Below are 16,308 nucleotides of genomic sequence, written 5' to 3'. Positions count from 1 at the left end.
GGACAGGACCGGCAGCTCGGCGGAGTCGACGCTTGGGGCCGTGGCTCGGCGGGGCTGGCGCGCGGGGCCGCAGCTCGGCGGCGGTGGGCGGGGTCGGCGGCTCGACAGGGCCGGGCGGCGTGGCCACGGGTCAGCTGCGGGGTGCGACCGCTCCGGCGATGGTGCGGGTGACCAGGCCGAGTACCTCGTGCCGGGACACGTCGTGCTCGGCCAGGTAGCTCCAGCCGGCATACAGCTGGGACCAGAGGACGGACTCCAGCCAGGTTGCGGGCAGGGCCGGGTCGATGCTGCCGTCGGCGTGGCCGCGGGCGACCATGGCGTGGAAGTCGTCGTCACAGACCTGGGTGGACCAGGCCGGGTCGCTGACCAACTGCGGCTCGGCGAAGATCAGCGAGAGCAGGTCGCCGAGGTCGAAGTACTCGGTGCAGAGCCGGTGCAGCGCCTCGGCACCCCGGCCCTCGTCAAGGCGGGCCCGCCCGGTCGCCTGGTTGAGCCGCGCCACGCCCTCGGCGGCGACGCCGGCCAGCAGATCCGACCGTTCGGCGAAGTAGCGGTGCAGGGTGGTCCGCCCGACGTGGGCGGCGGTGGCGATCTCGCCGAGGCTGGCGGCCGGGTTGCGGGCCAGCACCTCGATCGCGGCCTGCACGATCGCCTGCCGGGTCCGCGCCCGGCTGCCGCTCTCCTCGATGGTCACCACGCGCAGAGGTTACCAATGTACGGATTCGGAATATAGCTTGCCCGTAGTGGAACAGTGGTGTTCCATTGCGGGGTGACCGAGACCCTCGCTCCCGCGTTGCCCGATCACCAGCCGACCGCCCAGCGGGCCCGCACCGCCCTGCTGCTGACGTACCTCCGGCCGCACTGGCCGGCCATGCTGCTCGGGCTGCTGCTCGGTCTGGTGGCCAACGCGGCCGGGTTGGCCACCCCGCTGGTGACCAAGTGGGTGTTGGACACCCTCGGTGCCGGTGACTCGCTGGCCCGTCCGGTCACCGTGCTGCTGGTCCTCGTGGTGGTGGGGGCCGCCATCTCGCTGTGGCAGTGGATGCTGATGGGGGGCGTCGCCGAGCGGGTGGTGCTCGACGCGCGGACCGGGGTGATCCGGCGCTACTTCGCCGCCCGGATCGACCAGCTCACCCGGCGCCCCGGTGGCGAGCTGGTCACCCGGGCCACCTCCGACCCCGGGCTGCTGCACCAGGCGTCCGGCAGCCTGGTCGGCCTGATAAACGGTGCGCTGGCGCTGGTCGGAACGCTGGTGCTGATGGGCACGCTGGACCTGGTGCTGCTGGGCACCACCCTGGTCGCGGTGGTCGCCGTGGCCGCGCTGATGGGGCTGCTGCTGCCCTCGATCGGCCGGGCCCAGGAGGCGGCGCAGGAGTCGGTCGGGCGGCTCGGCGGTGCGCTGGAAGGCTCGCTGCGCGCCATCCGGACGGTCAAGGCCAGCCGGGCCGAGCAGCGCCAGGCGGCCATGATCACCACGCACGCCCGGGAGTCCGGGCGGCACGGCATCCACGCCGCCCGACGCGCCGCGCTGGTCTGGACCATCTCGTGGACCGGCATCCAGGTCGCGGTGATCGTCATCCTCGGTTTCGGCGCGGCGCGGGCGGAGCGTGGCCTGATCGAGGTGTCCACGCTGATCGCGTTCCTGCTCTACGCCTTCCAACTGATGGGCCCGATCAGCGAGTTGACCCAGAACATGACCGCCATGCAGGCCGGGATCGCGGCGGCCGGCCGGCTGCGCGAGATCGAGGCGATGGCCGTCGAGCCCGGCCCGCCGTCCACCGCCGGCCCGTCGGCAGCCGGCCCGGCGTCGAGCCCGTCGTCCGTCCGCGGCCGGCGGGTGGAGCCGGGCGGGCCGGTACTGACCTTCCAGGGCGTCACCGCGCGGTACGCGCCAGGCGCGCCGCCCGCAGTACGCGACATCGACCTGGAGATCCCGCGCGCCGGGCACACCGCGATCGTCGGACCCTCCGGTGCCGGCAAGACCACCCTCTTCTCGCTGTTGCTGCGCTTCCTCGAACCGGAGCACGGTCGGCTGCTGCTCGACGGCCGTCCGTACCCCGAGCACGCGCCCGGCGAGATCCGTGGCCGGCTGGCCTACGTCGAGCAGGAGGCGCCGGTGGTACCCGGCACCATCGGCGACAACCTGCGCTTCACCCATCCGGACGCCACCGACGGCGAGCTGTGGGCCGCGTTGCGCGCGGTCGACCTGCACGACAAGGTGGGCTCACTCGACCTCGGGCTGGACACGCCCTTGACCGCCACCACCGTCTCCGGGGGCGAGCGGCAGCGCATCGCGCTGGCCCGGGCCGTGCTGCGTACCCCGGACGTGCTGCTGCTCGACGAGGCGACCTCCCAGGTGGACGGTCTGACCGAGGCGGCGGTCGGCCGGTGTGTCCGGCAACGGGCCGAGACCGGCGCGGTGCTCACCATCGCCCACCGGCTGTCGACCGTGCTCGACGCCGGCCAGATCGTCGTGATGGACCGTGGCCGGATCCGCGCCGTCGGTGACCACGCGACCCTGCTGGGCACCGACGAGCTGTACCGGGACCTGGTCGCGTCGCTGCGGATCGGCACCGCTGAGACGGGTCCCGCCCCGGAATCGGGTGGACTGACCGGATCGGGCAGACTGCTCGTACCCCTCGACCGTCTCCCCCAGGAGTGAGCCTCGCCGATGTCGCTGCTCGCCAGATTCAGCCTCGCCAACCGGGGGCTGGTAGCCCTCATCGCGGTGGTGACCATGGCGTTCGGTGCGTACGCCGTGCCGTCGCTGAAGCAGCAACTCCTGCCGTCGCTGGAGTTTCCCGCCGCGTTCATCGTGGCCCCGTATCCCGGCGCCGCGCCGGAGGTCGTCGAGTCCCAGGTGACCGAGCCGATCGAGAACAGCCTGCGGGGCATCCCCGCGCTCGACACCGTGATCTCGACCTCCCGCGAGGGCTTGACCACCATCCAGGTGCAGTACGAGTTCGGCACCGACCTGGACGACGTGGTCAGCAAGATGCAGACCGCGCTGAACCGCACCCGGCTGCCCGAGGGCGTCGACCCGCAGGTGATCGCGGGTAGCACCGACGACCTGCCGGCCGTGGTGCTGGCCGCGACCGGTGGCGGTGACGAACGGGCCCTGGCCGGGAAGCTGCGCGACACCGTGGTGCCCGAGCTGGAGGCGATCGAGGGGGTCCGGAGCGCCGAGCTGACCGGCGTCCGGGACGACCTCGTGGTGATCACGCCGGATCCGGCGAAGCTGGCCAAGGCCAAGGTGCAGCCGACGGCGATCGGCACCGCGCTGAAGGCCAGCGGGGTGGCGGTGCCGGCCGGTGCCGTGCTCGACGGCGAGCGGACGCTGCCGGTGCAGGTCGGTGCCCCGCTGACCACTCTGGACGAGCTGCGTGGGGTGGTCGTCGCGCCGCCCGCCGGCAAGGCCGGACCGGTCCGCCTCGGCGACGTCGCCACGGTCGAGGAGCAGCTCGCCCCGGCCACCGCGATCACCCGTACGAACGGCCTGGAGAGCCTGGGCATCGCGGTCACCGCGGATCCGGGCGGCAACGCGGTGGAGATCTCGCACGCCGTCCGGGACCGGCTCGCCGACCTGCGGGCCGCCACCGGTGCCGAGCTGACCGTCGTGCTCGACCAGGCCCCGTTCGTGGAGAAGTCCATCGAGACGCTGAGCACCGAGGGCCTGCTGGGTCTGATCATGGCCGTGGTGGTCATCCTGGTGTTCCTGCTGTCGGTGCGCTCCACGGTGGTCACCGCGGTCTCCATCCCGCTGTCGGTGGTGGTCGCGCTGCTCGCACTGTGGATCGGCGACTACTCGCTCAACCTGCTCACGCTCGGCGCGTTGACGGTCGCGGTCGGCCGGGTGGTGGACGACTCGATCGTGGTGCTGGAGAACATCAAGCGCCATCTGACCTACGGCGAGCCGAAGCGGGAGGCGATCCTCACCGCCGTCCGCGAGGTGGCCGGGGCGGTCACCGCGTCCACGCTGACCACGGTGGCCGTCTTCGCCCCGATCGCGCTGGTCGGCGGCTTCGTGGGGCAGTTGTTCGCGCCGTTCGCGATCACCGTCACCGTGGCGCTGCTCGCCTCGCTGCTGGTCTCGCTGACGGTGGTCCCGGTGCTCGCGTACTGGTTCCTCAAGCCGGTGGCGGGGGCTGACGGCGCCGCGATCCGCCAGGCCGCCGAGCAGCGCGAGCTGCGCAGCCCGTTGCAGCGGGCGTACCTGCCGGTCATCCGGTTCGCCACCGGCCGGCGGGCGTACCGCTGGGCGACCCTGGCGGCGGGTCTGCTGGTGCTGCTCGGCACCTTCGGCCTGGCCCGCCAGTTGGAGACCAACTTCCTGGACGACTCCGGCCAGGACACCCTCAACATCCGGCAGGAGCTGCCGGTGGGCACCGGGCTGGCCGGCACCGACGCGGCGGCCCGGGAGGTCGAGTCGGTGCTGGCCAGTACGCCGGGCGTGGCGTCGTACCAGGTCACCGCCGGGGGTGGGAACTCGCCCTGGGCCGGCACCGCCGGCAACAACGTGGCCAGCTACTCGCTGCGGCTCGGCGGCGACACCGACGCCAAGCAGATGCGCGACATCCTGCGGGAGCGGTTCGGGGTGCTCGGCCCGGCGGCCGGCGAGATCACCTTCCCGGCCGGGCGGGGCGGCGCCTCCGCCAACGAGCTGGCCGTGGTGGTCCGGGCCGCCGACCCGGAGGTGCTGGCGCGTGCCGCCGCGCAGGCCGAGGCGGCGCTGGCCGGCATCGGGGGCGTCGAGGACGTCTCGACCACGCTGGCCGACCGGGTGCCGCGCGTCGACGTGACCGTGGACCGGGTCGCCGCCAGCCGGGCCGGGCTCACCGAGGTCGCGGTCGGGCAGCTGGTCGCGCAGGCGTTCCGCGGTACGCCACTGGGCCAGGTGAGCCTCGACGGCGGTGCCCGGGACGTGGTGCTGCGGCTGTCGGCGAAGCCGCCGGTGACGGTCGAGGAGCTGCGCGCGCTCCCGGTCGGCCCGGTGAAGCTGGACGACATCGCCGACGTCACGCAGGCCGAGGGGCCGCAGCAGGTCCGGCGGATCGACGGTGAGCGCAGCGTCTCGGTGACCGGCACGGTCACCGGCTCCGACCTCGGCGCGATCAGCACGGAGCTGCAGAGCCGGCTCGACGCGATCGACGTACCGGGTGCCACGCTGACCCTCGGTGGCGTCAGCGCCGAGCAGCGGGACACCTTCGCCGACCTGGGCCTGGCCGTGCTGGCCGCGATCGCGATCGTGTTCCTGATCATGATGGCGACGTTCCGCAGCGTGGTCCAGGCACTGATCCTGCTGGTCTCCGTTCCGTTCGCGGCCACCGGCGCGGTCGCCCTGCTGCTGGTCAGCGGCACCGCGCTGAGCGTGCCGGCGCTGATCGGCGTGCTCATGCTGGTCGGCATCGTGGTGACCAACGCCATCGTGCTGCTGGACCTGGTCAACCAGTACCGGGCCCAGGGGCTCGGCGTGCGGGAGGCGGTGGTCGAGGGCGGGCGGCACCGGCTGCGCCCGATCCTGATGACCGCGATCGCCACCATCTTCGCGCTGATGCCGATGGCCTTCGGGCTCACCGGTGAGGGCGGCTTCATCTCCCGGCCGTTGGCGATCGTGGTGATCGGCGGGCTGCTCAGCTCCACCCTGCTCACGCTGATCCTGGTGCCCACGCTGTACGCGATGGTGGAGGACACCAAGGAGTCGCTGCGCGCGGTGCGCCGGGGTCGCTCCGGTGGCGCGCCGGCCGGCGGGCAGCCGGCCCCCGGTGCGGCGAGCCTCGACGGCCGGGGGCTGGACGCGGCCGAGCGGGTTCCGGTGGGTGCCGCGGTGGGTGCGACGGCGGCCGAGGACCGGAAGCCGGCGAGCCGGCCGGTGCCGGCGGCGCCCTCCGGCGCGCTGATCGACGGCACCGACCAGTTCGAGGTGCTCCGGCTGCCGAAGAGCCGCAACTCGCCGTTCCCGCCCACCGAGTAGTCGGACTACGGAAGGGCCCCCTGTGACGCCGACCGGTGCCGCAGGGGGCCCGGCCAATGCGGGAGCCCGTCCGCGCGTCGGCGGCGCTGTCCGCGCTGCGACTCAACCGCCGAGAACGGCCGGGTAGGGTCCGCCTCGTGGCGTCCACCCTCTCGGTCCTCACCCGCAACCGGAACTTCCGCAATCTCTTCCTGGCCGAGCTGGTGGTCTTCGGCGCCGACTGGTTCGTCATGGTGCCGCTGCTCGTGCTGCTGCCGAAGCTGACCGGCAGCGGGGTGTGGGGTGGCCTGGTGCTCGCCGTGGACACCGGCGTCGTGGCGCTGCTGCTGCCGTACACCGGCACCATCGCGGATCGGTTCGACCGCCGCAAGATCATGATCATCGCGAACGTCGCGGCGCTGGTCGGCGTCCTGCTGCTGCTCGGCGTACGCAGCGCCGGCACGGCCTGGTTGGCGCTGCTGGGCATCGGCGTGGTCGCGGTGGCCAAGGCGTTCTACTCGCCGGCGGCGCAGGCCGCCCTGCCGAACGTGCTCGACCCGGAGGAACTGGCGGCGGGCAACGCGGTGGCCGGGTCGGCCTGGGGCACGATGACCATCGTCGGCGCGTCGCTCGGCGGCATGCTCGACGCCGCCGCCGGGCCGTACGTCTGCTTCTGGGTCGGTGCGGTGGGCCTGGTGGTCGCCGCGGGCCTGGCCACGTTCATCCGTCGGCCGTTGCAGGCCCCACGCGAGCGGGGTGCCGCGCCGCCGCAGACCTGGACGGCCCTCCGTGAGGCGCTGAGCTACATCGGGCACCGCCCGCGGGTGCTGGCGCTGGTGACGGTGAAGTCGGCGGTCGGCCTGGGCAACGGCGTGCTGACCGTCTTCCCGTTGCTCGCCGCGGGCCCGCTCAGTGCCGGCCTGCTGTTCGCGGTACGCGGCGCGGGCGCACTGGTCGGCCCGATCCTGATGCGCCGGGTGCTGACCAACCGGGCCTGGCTGCTGCCGGGACTGGCACTGTCCATGTCGGCCTACGGGCTGGCCTACCTCGGCACCTCGGTGGTGTCCTGGTTCCCGCTGGTGCTGGTGCTGGTCTTCGTGGCGCACTTCGCCGGCGGCAGCAACTGGGTGATGTCGAACTTCGCGTTGCAGGGCGAGGTGCCGGACCGGTTGCGGGGCCGGGTCTTCGCCACCGACATGATGCTGGCGACCCTGGCGATCTCCGTCAGCCAGCTGGTGGTGGCGGCGGTGGTGGACGTGGTGGACGTGCGGGTCGTGCTGGCCGGCTGCGGCCTGGTCACGCTGACCTACGCGGTCGGTTGGCGGATCGCCACCCGGCGGCTCTCGCTCACCACGCCGGCCGCCGCGCCGCAGGGCACCACGGTGCCGTAGCCGCCCGCCGTTGCGGCCCTGCGCCGTCCCAGGAGAAGGGCGGTGGTCCGCGCGGCCGGGCCCGGGCCCTAGCATGGGCCCGTGCCGACCACATTCGCCGCCGGCCCGGTCCGGGTCCGGGTCCCCGCCACCAGTGCGAACCTTGGCCCCGGCTTCGACGCCCTGGGACTCGCCCTAGCGCTCTACGACGACGTGGCCGCCGAGGTGACGTCCGGCGAGGTCACGGTGTCGGTGACCGGGGAGGGCGCCGGCGACCTGCCGGTCGACGACGGGCACCTGGTGGTACGCGCCATGCGGGCGACCTTCGACGTGCTCGGCGGGCAGCCGCCGGGGCTGGCGGTGGAGTGCGTGAACCGCATCCCGCAGGCCCGGGGGCTCGGGTCCTCCTCGGCGGCGATCGTGGCCGGCGTGCTGCTGGCCCGGGCGCTGGTGACCGACGGGGAGCACCGGCTCGACGCCGCTGCCGCACTGCGGCTGGCCGCGCAGCTCGAGGGGCATCCGGACAATGTCGCGCCCTGCCTGCTCGGCGGCTTCACGGTGGCCTGGACGGGACCCTCCGGCGCGCGGGCGGTGGCGCTGCCGGTGGCCGACGGCGTACGCCCGACGGTCTTCGTACCCGCCGAGCGCGGCCTGACCGCGTCCGCCCGTGCGGCACTGCCGGCGACCGTGCCGCACGGCGACGCCGCGTTCAACGCGGGCCGGTCGGCATTGCTGGTGCACGCGCTGACCGCGCAGCCGGCGCTGTTGCTGCCGGCCACCGTCGACCGGCTGCACCAGGATTACCGCGCGCCCTCGATGCCCGGCACGGCGGCGCTGGTCGGTGAGCTGCGTGAGGCCGGTGTGGCGGCCGTGGTCAGTGGGGCCGGCCCGACCGTGCTCGCCCTGTCTGACCTGCCCGAAGGCTTCAACGCGGGAACAGATTGGGAAGTTCTGCGGTTGCCGATAGACGTAAGCGGCGCACAGGTCGAGCGGGGTAGACTCGGACACGCGGAGCGGGACCCTGTTGCCGCAGGTCGGAAGAGTTGATTACGCTCTAGACTTAGCACAGCCGCGAAGCATGCGATCTCCTGCGGGTCGGCGCACCCCCGAAGCTTTCGGCGGTAAGCCCGTCACCCCTGCCTAGGCCCACGCCGCACCGCAGTCTTCACCGGTCGCCGCAGACGGCGAAACCCGCTCACCGGCTCCCCTGGTGGGTCGGGCAACCGACCGGCTGCTGTGTCACAGACTCCCGCAAAGCGTCATGCGAGGCGGGTGCACCGAGGCCGCCCGGCCACCTGTTTGTCGATTCCGGGCAGTCCCGGCCTATCGAGGGAAGGAATCCATTGAGCGACACCACCGACGTGACGTCGGATGTTTCCAACGTCGCTGGCGATGCCACCACAGCTGCCCCTGCCCGCCGCAGGCGCAGCGGCACGGGCCTGTCGGCGATGCTGCTGCCGGAGCTGCAGAGCCTGGCCGCGTCGCTCGGCATCTCGGGCACGGCTCGCATGCGCAAGGGTGAGCTGATCAGCGCGATCACCGAGCGGCAGGGCGGCGCTGCCGGGGCCCCTCGACCACGGGCCGAGGTCGCGGCGGCCGCCGCCCCGGTTCGCGAGGAGGTCCACGCGGAGGTACGCGAGGCGGGCGAGCGGCCGGAGGCCGAGCGGCGTGCCGAGCAGCCAGCGGCGAGCGTGGAGGCCGAGGGCCGTACCCGGACCCGGCGCAGCCGGGCCGCCGTGGCGGAGCCCCGGGCCGAGGAGGCCGCTGCCGAAGCCGGCGAGCGGGCCGAGGGCCGGACCGGCCGCGACCGCGGTGAACGGGCCGAGCGGGCCGCCGACCGTGCCGAGCGCGGTGAGCGCGCCGAGCGCGGTGAGCGTGCCGCCGAGCGTGGCGACCGGGCCGAGCGTGGTGAGCGTGCCGCCGAGCGTGGCGACCGTGCCGAGCGTGGCGACCGTGCCGAGCGCGGCGAGCGTGCCGAGCGCGGCGAGCGTGCCGAGCGCGGTGACCGTGGCGAGCGTGGGCAGCGTGCCGACCGGGACAACGGGCAGCGTGCCGACCGGGACAACGCGCAGCGTGCCGACCGGGACAACGACGGCGACGACGACGGCGAGGGCGGTGGCCGGCGCGGCCGGCGCAGCCGCTTCCGGGACCGCCGGCGGGGCCGGGGCGAGCGCGGCGAGTCCGGTGGCGACGGCGGCCGCGAGCCGCAGGTCGGCGAGGACGACGTGCTCGTCCCCGTGGCCGGCATCGTCGACGTGCTCGACAACTACGCCTTCGTCCGGACCACCGGCTACCTGGCCGGCCCGAACGACGTGTACGTGTCGATGTCCCAGATCAAGAAGTACGGCCTGCGGCGCGGTGACGCGATCACCGGCGCGGTGCGGGCCGCCCGCGACGGCGAGCAGCGGCGCGACAAGTACAACCCGCTGGTCCGGCTGGACACCATCAACGGGATGGAGCCGGACGAGGCCAAGCGGCGGCCGGAGTTCTACAAGCTCACCCCGCTGTACCCGCAGGATCGGCTGCGGCTGGAGACCGAGCCGCACATCCTCACCACCCGGGTGATCGACCTGGTCATGCCGATCGGCAAGGGCCAGCGGGCGCTGATCGTCTCGCCGCCGAAGGCCGGTAAGACGATGGTGCTGCAGGCGATCGCGAACGCGATCACGCACAACAACCCGGAGTGCCACCTGATGGTGGTGCTGGTCGACGAGCGGCCCGAAGAGGTCACCGACATGCAGCGGTCGGTGAAGGGCGAGGTCGTCGCGGCCACGTTCGACCGTCCGCCGCAGGACCACACCACCGTCGCCGAGCTGGCGATCGAGCGGGCCAAGCGCCTGGTCGAGCTGGGCCACGACGTGGTCGTGCTGCTCGACTCGGTGACCCGGCTGGGTCGGTCGTACAACCTGGCGGCGCCGGCCAGCGGCCGGATCATGTCGGGTGGTATCGACTCCACCGCGCTCTACCCGCCGAAGCGGTTCCTCGGCGCGGCCCGCAACATCGAGAACGGCGGCTCGCTGACCATCCTCGCCACCGCGCTGGTGGAGACCGGTTCCATGGCGGACACGGTCATCTTCGAGGAGTTCAAGGGCACCGGTAACGCGGAGTTGAAGCTGGACCGGAAGATCGCCGACAAGCGGACCTTCCCGGCCATCGACATCCACCCGTCCGGTACGCGCAAGGAGGAGATCCTGCTCGCGCCGGAGGAGCTGGCCATCGTGCACAAGCTCCGCAAGGTGCTGCACTCGCTGGACTCGCAGGCGGCGCTCGACCTCCTGCTGGACCGGCTCAAGCAGTCCCGGACCAACATCGAGTTCCTGATGCAGATCGCCAAGTCGACGCCGGGGGAGTGACCCTCCCCGGAAAAGCGACATGAGGGGGCGCAGCCGCTCGGCTGCGCCCCCTCAGCTTCACCACCACCGGTGCCCGCGACAGTGCGCCGTCGGTGCCCCGGGCGGGGCACACGGAGGGGCCGGCCGGGCCAGGTGAATGCCCGGCGCGGGGGCGGGAATGCGGCAGGCGAGACGTACGTTGTCGATGCCGGACCAGCAGTGCGGCCCGATTTCCGGGCTGGCGTACGCCCGTGGCACACTGGTCAATCGGCCACCGGTTCCGGTTCCCGCCCTCAACCGGCGCGCACCACGCGACGGGGGCGACCCGGCGACCACCCACGAAAGGACCGAGGCGACATGAAGCCCAACATCCACCCGGAGTACGTGACCACCGACGTCACCTGCTCCTGCGGCAGCACCTTCACCACCCGCAGCACCGCCAAGGGCGGCTCGATCCACGTCGAGACCTGCAGCGCCTGCCACCCGTTCTACACCGGCAAGCAGCGCGTCCTGGACACCGCTGGGCGGGTCGCGAAGTTCCAGCAGAAGTACGCCAAGGTTCAGGCCAAGAAGGCCAAGTAGCTCCTCGTTCGACGCCCGCGTCCGGTTTCCGCCGGGCGCGGGCGTCGTCCGTCTATGCCCCGGGGTTTCCCGTCAGTCTCTAAGGAGCGATCCCAGCATGAGCAGTGAGCGCCTGGCCGCCCTCCTCGACGAGTACGCCGAGCTGGAGAAGCGGCTGGCTGACCCCGCCATCCACGCCGACCAGGGCACCGCCCGCCGGGTCGGTCGCCGGTACGCCGAACTGGTCCCGCTGCACAAGGCCGCCGCCGAGCTGGAGCAGGCCCGGGCGGATCTGGCCGCCGCGCGGGAACTGGCCGCCGAGGACGCCTCCTTCGCGGGCGAGGCCGAGGCGATCGGGGCGACCCTGCCGGGGCTGGAGGAACGGCTGGCTGAGCTGCTCATCCCGCGCGACCCGCACGACGCCAAGGACGTCATCGTCGAGATCAAGGCCGGCGAGGGCGGCGAGGAATCCGCGCTGTTCGCCGGCGACCTGCTGCGCATGTACACCCGGTACGCGGAGCGGCGTGGCTGGCTCACCGAGGTGATCGACGCCCAGGAGTCCGACCTCGGCGGGGTCAAGGACGTCTCGCTGGCCATCAAGACCAAGGGCGTGCCCGAGGGCGGCAACGGCGTCTGGTCCCGGTTGAAGTGGGAGGGCGGCGTGCACCGGGTGCAGCGGGTCCCGGTCACCGAGTCGCAGGGGCGCATCCACACCAGCGCCGCCGGGGTGCTGGTGCTGCCCGAGGCCGAGGAGGTCGACGTCACCATCGACCCCAACGAACTGCGGATCGACGTGTTCCGCTCGTCCGGGCCCGGCGGCCAGTCGGTGAACACCACCGACTCGGCGGTGCGGATCACGCACCTGCCCACCGGCATCGTGGTGTCCTGCCAGAACGAGAAGTCCCAGTTGCAGAACCGGGAACAGGCCATGCGGATCATGCGCGCACGGTTGCTCGCCGCCGCCCAGGAGCAGGCCAACGCAGCGGCGTCGGACGCCCGCAAGGCCCAGGTACGCACGGTGGACCGCTCCGAGCGGATCCGCACGTACAACTTCCCGCAGAACCGGATCACCGACCACCGGATCGGGTACACCGCGTACAACCTCGACCTGGCGCTGGCCGGAGACCTGGACGGCGTGCTCGACGCGCTCGGCGAGGCCGACCGGGCCGCCCGGTTGGCCGGCGACCCGGAGCTGGCCCGTCGCTGATCCTGGTCAGGAGGTACGCGGCCGAACCTTGGTCCGCAGCATCTCGCGGTCGGCGGCCTCGAAGGCGGCACTGAGTGCGTCCCGCTGGCCGGGGCCGCCGACACCCACCTCGGAGAAGCCGATGCTGACGCCGACCGGCGTACCGGGGACGAGGGATTCCCAGTCCTCGCTGCATACCGCGGCGTCGATGCGGCGGGCCACCTCGGCCGCCTCGGCCATCCCCGCCCCGGGCAGCACCACCACGAACTCGTCGCCGCCGTAGCGGGCCACGAAGTCGCCCCGGCGCATCACCCTGTTGATCACCCCGGCGACCCGCTGGAGGACCAGGTCCCCCGAGTGGTGGCCGTGGCGGGTGTTGACCGCCTTGAACCCGTCCAGGTCACAGACGCCGATCACCACGCGCTCACCGCGAGCGACCACCGCGGCGATGTAGCGCTCCAGCCGGCGTCGGTTCGGCAGCCCGGTCAACGGGTCGGTCAGCGCCTCGCCCTCGAACCGGGCCGCCTCGCGGCGCATCTCCTCGTGGTCGATCCGGGCCGCGATGCCGTCGATGTAGACGTCGCGGAGCCGGTCGTGCCGCTGGGCGGCGAGCCGGAAGGCCAACCGGTCGGCCCGGTGTGCGGCCGCGTGGTCGCCCGCCCGGGCCAGCGCCATGCTGCGCAGCCGGGCCGGCTCGGCCGCACCGAGCGTCTCGGCGGAGACCAGGACGGCGTCCAGCCGGGTGACCGCCTCGATCGGCCGTCCGATGGCGATGGCCAGGCAGACCTGACCCAGCTGGCGCATGTCGCGGGCGCGGGCGCTGTCCGCGCCGTGCCCGAGCAGCCGGGCCGGATCCGTGCCCGGGGCGGCGACGGTGTCACCGAGCGCCGCCCGGCGGGCCGCCGCGTAACCGTAGGCGGCGAGGCTGCTGGGCCGCAGCTGGTCGGCGCGCCCGACGGCCACGAACCGGTCCAGGTCGGTGGCGACGTCCCGCAGTACGCGCAGGCAGCCGTCGCTGTCGCCGGTGTGGTCCAGGGCGACCGCGTTGCGCAGCCGGATGCCCGGGGCGGCGAACGTCTCCTCGGGAATCCCGGCGGCGGTGCCGAGCTGTCGGGCGCGCTCGATCGCACCGAGCGCGTACCCGTGGAAGCTCAGGTAGGAGTAGGCCATCGCCAGGTCGTGCCAGCCCCACGCGGTGTCCCGGTCCGGGTCGTCCACCGCGCCCAACGCCCGCGCGGCCTTCACCAGGTGCGTGACGCAGCGGTCCAGCGCGCCCTGATGGTGTGCGGCCAGCGCGGCCAACGCGTTGAGGTGCCCGTGCAGGTAGGGCTCGGCGAGGTCGCGGACCGCGGCGGACGCCTCCTCGATGGCCCGGGTGTACTCGGCGGTCCGGCCGAGGTTGATCAGCGCGGAGAGGCGCTGTACGAGCGCGTCGGCCCGGGCGTGCGGGTCCCGGGTGCCGCGCAGCACCCGCTCCAGGATCGTGTACGCCTCGGTCGAGCGGCTCATCTCCTGCAACGCCCGCGCCTTCGTCAGGGCGTCAACCTGGTCATCGACCCGGCCGAGCCAGCCCACCCGCGACCTCCCGTCGGTGTGTCGCTGGCTGCACCGGCGTATGCACGTGCACCGCGACGATTCATGATTATCGCGTGACCTCTGTGCCGCAACACCCGTCCGAAGGGACGAGACGACACCGTCCCTCTCCCGTGGTGGCCCGGGCCGCTCGCGGCCTCGCCGACGCCGGGGTCGCCTCCGCCCGGGCCGAGGCGGAGCTGTTGGCCGCGTACGTGCTCCAGGTGCCGCGCGGGCGGCTGGCCCTCGCGGACGGATTCACCGACGGGCAGTTGGACCGCTACCAGGCGCTGGTGGCCCGGCGGTCCCGGCGCGAGCCGTTGCAGCATCTCACCGGCAGCGCCGGTTTCCGGCATCTGGAGCTGGCCGTCGGGCCGGGTGTCTTCGTGCCGCGCCCGGAGACCGAGCTGCTCGCCGGCTGGGGTGTCGAGCAGGCCCGGGCCGTCGAGCGGAACCCGGCCGGCGACCGCGCCGAGCCGCTGGTGGTGGATCTGTGCAGCGGGTCCGGGGCGATCGCGTTGTCGGTGGCTCAGGAGGTGCCGGCCGCCCGGGTGGTGGCGGTGGAACGCTCGCCCGCCGCGCTGTCCTGGCTGCGCCGCAACGCGGCGGCCCGGGTCGCCGCCGGGGACCGGCCGATCGAGGTGGTCGAGGCGGACGTGACCGATCCCGACCTGCTGGCCGAGTTGACCGGCCGGGTCGACGTGCTGCTCTGCAACCCGCCCTATGTCCCGCAGGCGGTGGCCGTACCGCCGGAGGTGGCCGGGCACGACCCGGCGGAGGCGGTGTTCGGCGGGGCGGACGGCCTGGCCGTGCTCCGGCCGGTGGTCGACCGCGCGGCGACCCTGTTGCGACCGGGTGGCGTCCTCGGCGTCGAGCACGACGACACGCACGGCACGGTGGTGCCCAGGCTGCTCGCCGCGGACGGCCGGTACGCGGCGATCGCCGAGCACCACGACCTCGCCGGCCGACCCCGCTTCGCCACGGCGTCCCGCCGGGCGGACCGCCCGCAACCGGACTCGGCCGTGACGTGGCAGACTGGCTCCTCGTGATGCTCTACGACTGCCGGTCGCTCGCCGACCGGGACCGCGGCATCGCTGCGGCCATCGAGGCGGTTCGCAACGGCGAACTGGTCGTCCTGCCGACCGACACGGTCTACGGGATCGGCGCGGACGCCTTCACCCCGTACGCGGTCAAGGCGCTGCTGGACGCCAAGGACGCGCCGCACGCGCCACCACCGGTGCTGATCGGCTCCCGGCACACCCTCGACGGCCTGGTCTACACGCTGCCGCCGGCCGCCCGCGACCTGGTCGAGGCGTTCTGGCCGGGCGCGCTGACCATCCTGGTGAAGCACTCCGCGAGCCTGCGGTGGGATCTGGGTGACGACAGCGGCACGGTGGCGGTCCGGATGCCGCTGCACCCGGTGGCGCTGGAGGTGCTGCGGGAGACCGGCCCGATGGCCGTCGCCGCGGCCAACAAGTTCGGCCAGCCGGCCGCGCTCACCGCCGACGAGGCGCGTGACCAACTGGCCTACTCGGTGCGGGCGTACCTGGAGGCCGGGCCGGCGGTGGATCCGGTGCCGAGCACGATCGTGGACCTGACCGGCGAGGTGCCGGTGCTCGTCCGGGAGGGGGCCATCGACCTCGACCGGCTCCGCGACGTGGTGCCGGACCTGCGTGAGAGCCAGGTGGCGTGAGTGCCTCCGTTCACCGTCCTGCACGTCTGCATGGGAAACATCTGCCGCTCGCCGATGGCCGAGCGGCTGCTCGGCCTCGCGGTGGGGGAGCGGCTGGCCCGGCGTGACGTCGACCCGGCCCGGGCCGAGGAGTTGCTGCACAGCCACAGCGCGGGCACCGGTGGCTGGCACGCCGGTGAGGAGATGAACCCACCGGCCGCCCGCCAGGTGACCACCCGGGGCGGCAGCGTCGCCGGCTTCGCCGCGCGCAAGCTGCGCTCCGACCACATCGACGCGGCCGACCTGGTCCTGACCGCCACCGCCGACCAGCAGGAGTACGTGGTGGCGCTGCGTCCCGACGCCGCGTCCCGCACGTTCGTGCTGGGCGAGTTCGGCCGGCTGCTGGCCGGCCTGGATCCGGCCACGCTGCCGCCGGCCGAGGCGACCCCGGAGGCGGTCTACGCCCGGGGCGCGGCGCTGGTCGAGGCGGCGCACGCGGCCCGGCTGGGCACCACCCCGCTGCCCACCGACGACCTCGACGACCCGTGGGGGCGCGGCGACCAGTGCTTCAGCCGGGTGGCCGACGAGATCGAGGAGACGGTTCATCCGCTCGCGGCGGCCCTGCTGCCCTGACCGCGGGTCGGGTTCCGGCCGTGACACCCACC

The 16,308-nt window shown here is 73.6% G+C and carries 12 protein-coding genes; 10 read left to right on the top strand and 2 right to left on the bottom strand.

Annotation, left to right across the window (positions count from 1 at the left end):
• Window positions 1-130 precede the first annotated feature (130 nt).
• Window positions 131-697 carry a TetR/AcrR family transcriptional regulator gene (locus tag C1I95_RS08360; protein WP_233513427.1) on the bottom strand — a complete coding sequence of 189 codons (567 nt, stop codon included), beginning with the start codon at window positions 695-697 and terminating at the stop codon, window positions 131-133.
• A gap of 72 nt (window positions 698-769) precedes the next feature.
• Here C1I95_RS08360 and C1I95_RS08355 point away from each other — a divergent pair, with 72 nt between their 5' ends.
• The 7 genes from C1I95_RS08355 (at window position 770) to prfA (ending at window position 12,420) form a co-directional block, all read left to right on the top strand.
• Window positions 770-2,662 carry an ABC transporter ATP-binding protein gene (locus C1I95_RS08355; RefSeq protein ID WP_233513426.1) on the top strand — a complete coding sequence of 631 codons (1,893 nt, stop codon included), beginning with the start codon at window positions 770-772 and terminating at the stop codon, window positions 2,660-2,662.
• A 9-nt stretch (window positions 2,663-2,671) separates the two neighbouring features.
• Window positions 2,672-5,971, top strand: a complete 3,300-nt coding sequence (locus C1I95_RS08350; protein ID WP_111213205.1) for an efflux RND transporter permease subunit — start codon at window positions 2,672-2,674, stop codon at window positions 5,969-5,971.
• A gap of 137 nt (window positions 5,972-6,108) precedes the next feature.
• Window positions 6,109-7,341, top strand: a complete 1,233-nt coding sequence (locus C1I95_RS08345) for an MFS transporter (protein WP_111213209.1) — start codon at window positions 6,109-6,111, stop codon at window positions 7,339-7,341.
• An 81-nt stretch (window positions 7,342-7,422) separates the two neighbouring features.
• On the top strand, window positions 7,423-8,367 hold the full coding sequence (gene thrB / locus C1I95_RS08340) for a homoserine kinase (RefSeq protein ID WP_111213204.1): 945 nt from the start codon (window positions 7,423-7,425) through the stop codon (window positions 8,365-8,367).
• Between the two features lie 296 nt (window positions 8,368-8,663).
• A complete protein-coding gene (rho, locus tag C1I95_RS08335; RefSeq protein ID WP_111213203.1) occupies window positions 8,664-10,673 on the top strand; it encodes a transcription termination factor Rho in 2,010 nt (669 codons plus the stop codon).
• Window positions 10,674-11,009: 336 nt separating this feature from the next.
• Window positions 11,010-11,234, top strand: a complete 225-nt coding sequence (gene rpmE / locus C1I95_RS08330) for a 50S ribosomal protein L31 (RefSeq protein WP_111213202.1) — start codon at window positions 11,010-11,012, stop codon at window positions 11,232-11,234.
• Window positions 11,235-11,331: 97 nt separating this feature from the next.
• Window positions 11,332-12,420 (top strand): peptide chain release factor 1, encoded by a 1,089-nt coding sequence (prfA, locus tag C1I95_RS08325; RefSeq protein WP_111213201.1) that lies wholly within the window; start codon window positions 11,332-11,334, stop codon window positions 12,418-12,420.
• Window positions 12,421-12,426: 6 nt separating this feature from the next.
• On the opposite strand, the gene C1I95_RS08320 is transcribed toward prfA, so the two are convergent.
• Window positions 12,427-13,974: a GGDEF domain-containing protein gene (locus tag C1I95_RS08320; RefSeq protein ID WP_111213200.1), complete on the bottom strand. Its 1,548-nt coding sequence runs from the start codon at window positions 13,972-13,974 to the stop codon at window positions 12,427-12,429.
• Between the two features lie 74 nt (window positions 13,975-14,048).
• Between C1I95_RS08320 and prmC the strand changes: the two genes are divergently transcribed.
• The 3 genes from prmC to C1I95_RS08305 are packed head-to-tail and all read left to right on the top strand — an operon-like array spanning window position 14,049 to window position 16,276.
• The gene (gene prmC / locus C1I95_RS08315) at window positions 14,049-15,020 is read left to right on the top strand and encodes a peptide chain release factor N(5)-glutamine methyltransferase (protein WP_199523650.1); all 972 of its coding nucleotides are present in this window, start codon (window positions 14,049-14,051) and stop codon (window positions 15,018-15,020) included.
• Window positions 15,020-15,664, top strand: coding sequence for an L-threonylcarbamoyladenylate synthase (locus C1I95_RS08310; protein WP_111213208.1), 645 nt, complete (start codon window positions 15,020-15,022; stop codon window positions 15,662-15,664). Before prmC ends, C1I95_RS08310 begins: the two co-directional genes overlap by 1 nt.
• The gene (locus C1I95_RS08305; RefSeq protein ID WP_111213198.1) at window positions 15,665-16,276 is read left to right on the top strand and encodes an arsenate reductase/protein-tyrosine-phosphatase family protein; all 612 of its coding nucleotides are present in this window, start codon (window positions 15,665-15,667) and stop codon (window positions 16,274-16,276) included.
• Window positions 16,277-16,308: the final 32 nt, after the last annotated feature.

This window comes from Micromonospora craterilacus (genome assembly GCF_003236315.1).
Lineage (GTDB): Bacteria > Actinomycetota > Actinomycetes > Mycobacteriales > Micromonosporaceae > Micromonospora > Micromonospora craterilacus.
Note: the sequence above shows the minus strand (reverse complement) of the source record. Positions and strands in the feature narration are given on the sequence as shown.

Coding starts and splice junctions, on each gene's coding strand:
- C1I95_RS08350 (WP_111213205.1), top strand. CDS start 2,672: ATGTCGCTGCTCGCCAGATTCAGCCTCGCCAACCGGGGGCTGGTAGCC.
- rpmE (WP_111213202.1), top strand. CDS start 11,010: ATGAAGCCCAACATCCACCCGGAGTACGTGACCACCGACGTCACCTGC.
- prfA (WP_111213201.1), top strand. CDS start 11,332: ATGAGCAGTGAGCGCCTGGCCGCCCTCCTCGACGAGTACGCCGAGCTG.
- C1I95_RS08310 (WP_111213208.1), top strand. CDS start 15,020: ATGCTCTACGACTGCCGGTCGCTCGCCGACCGGGACCGCGGCATCGCT.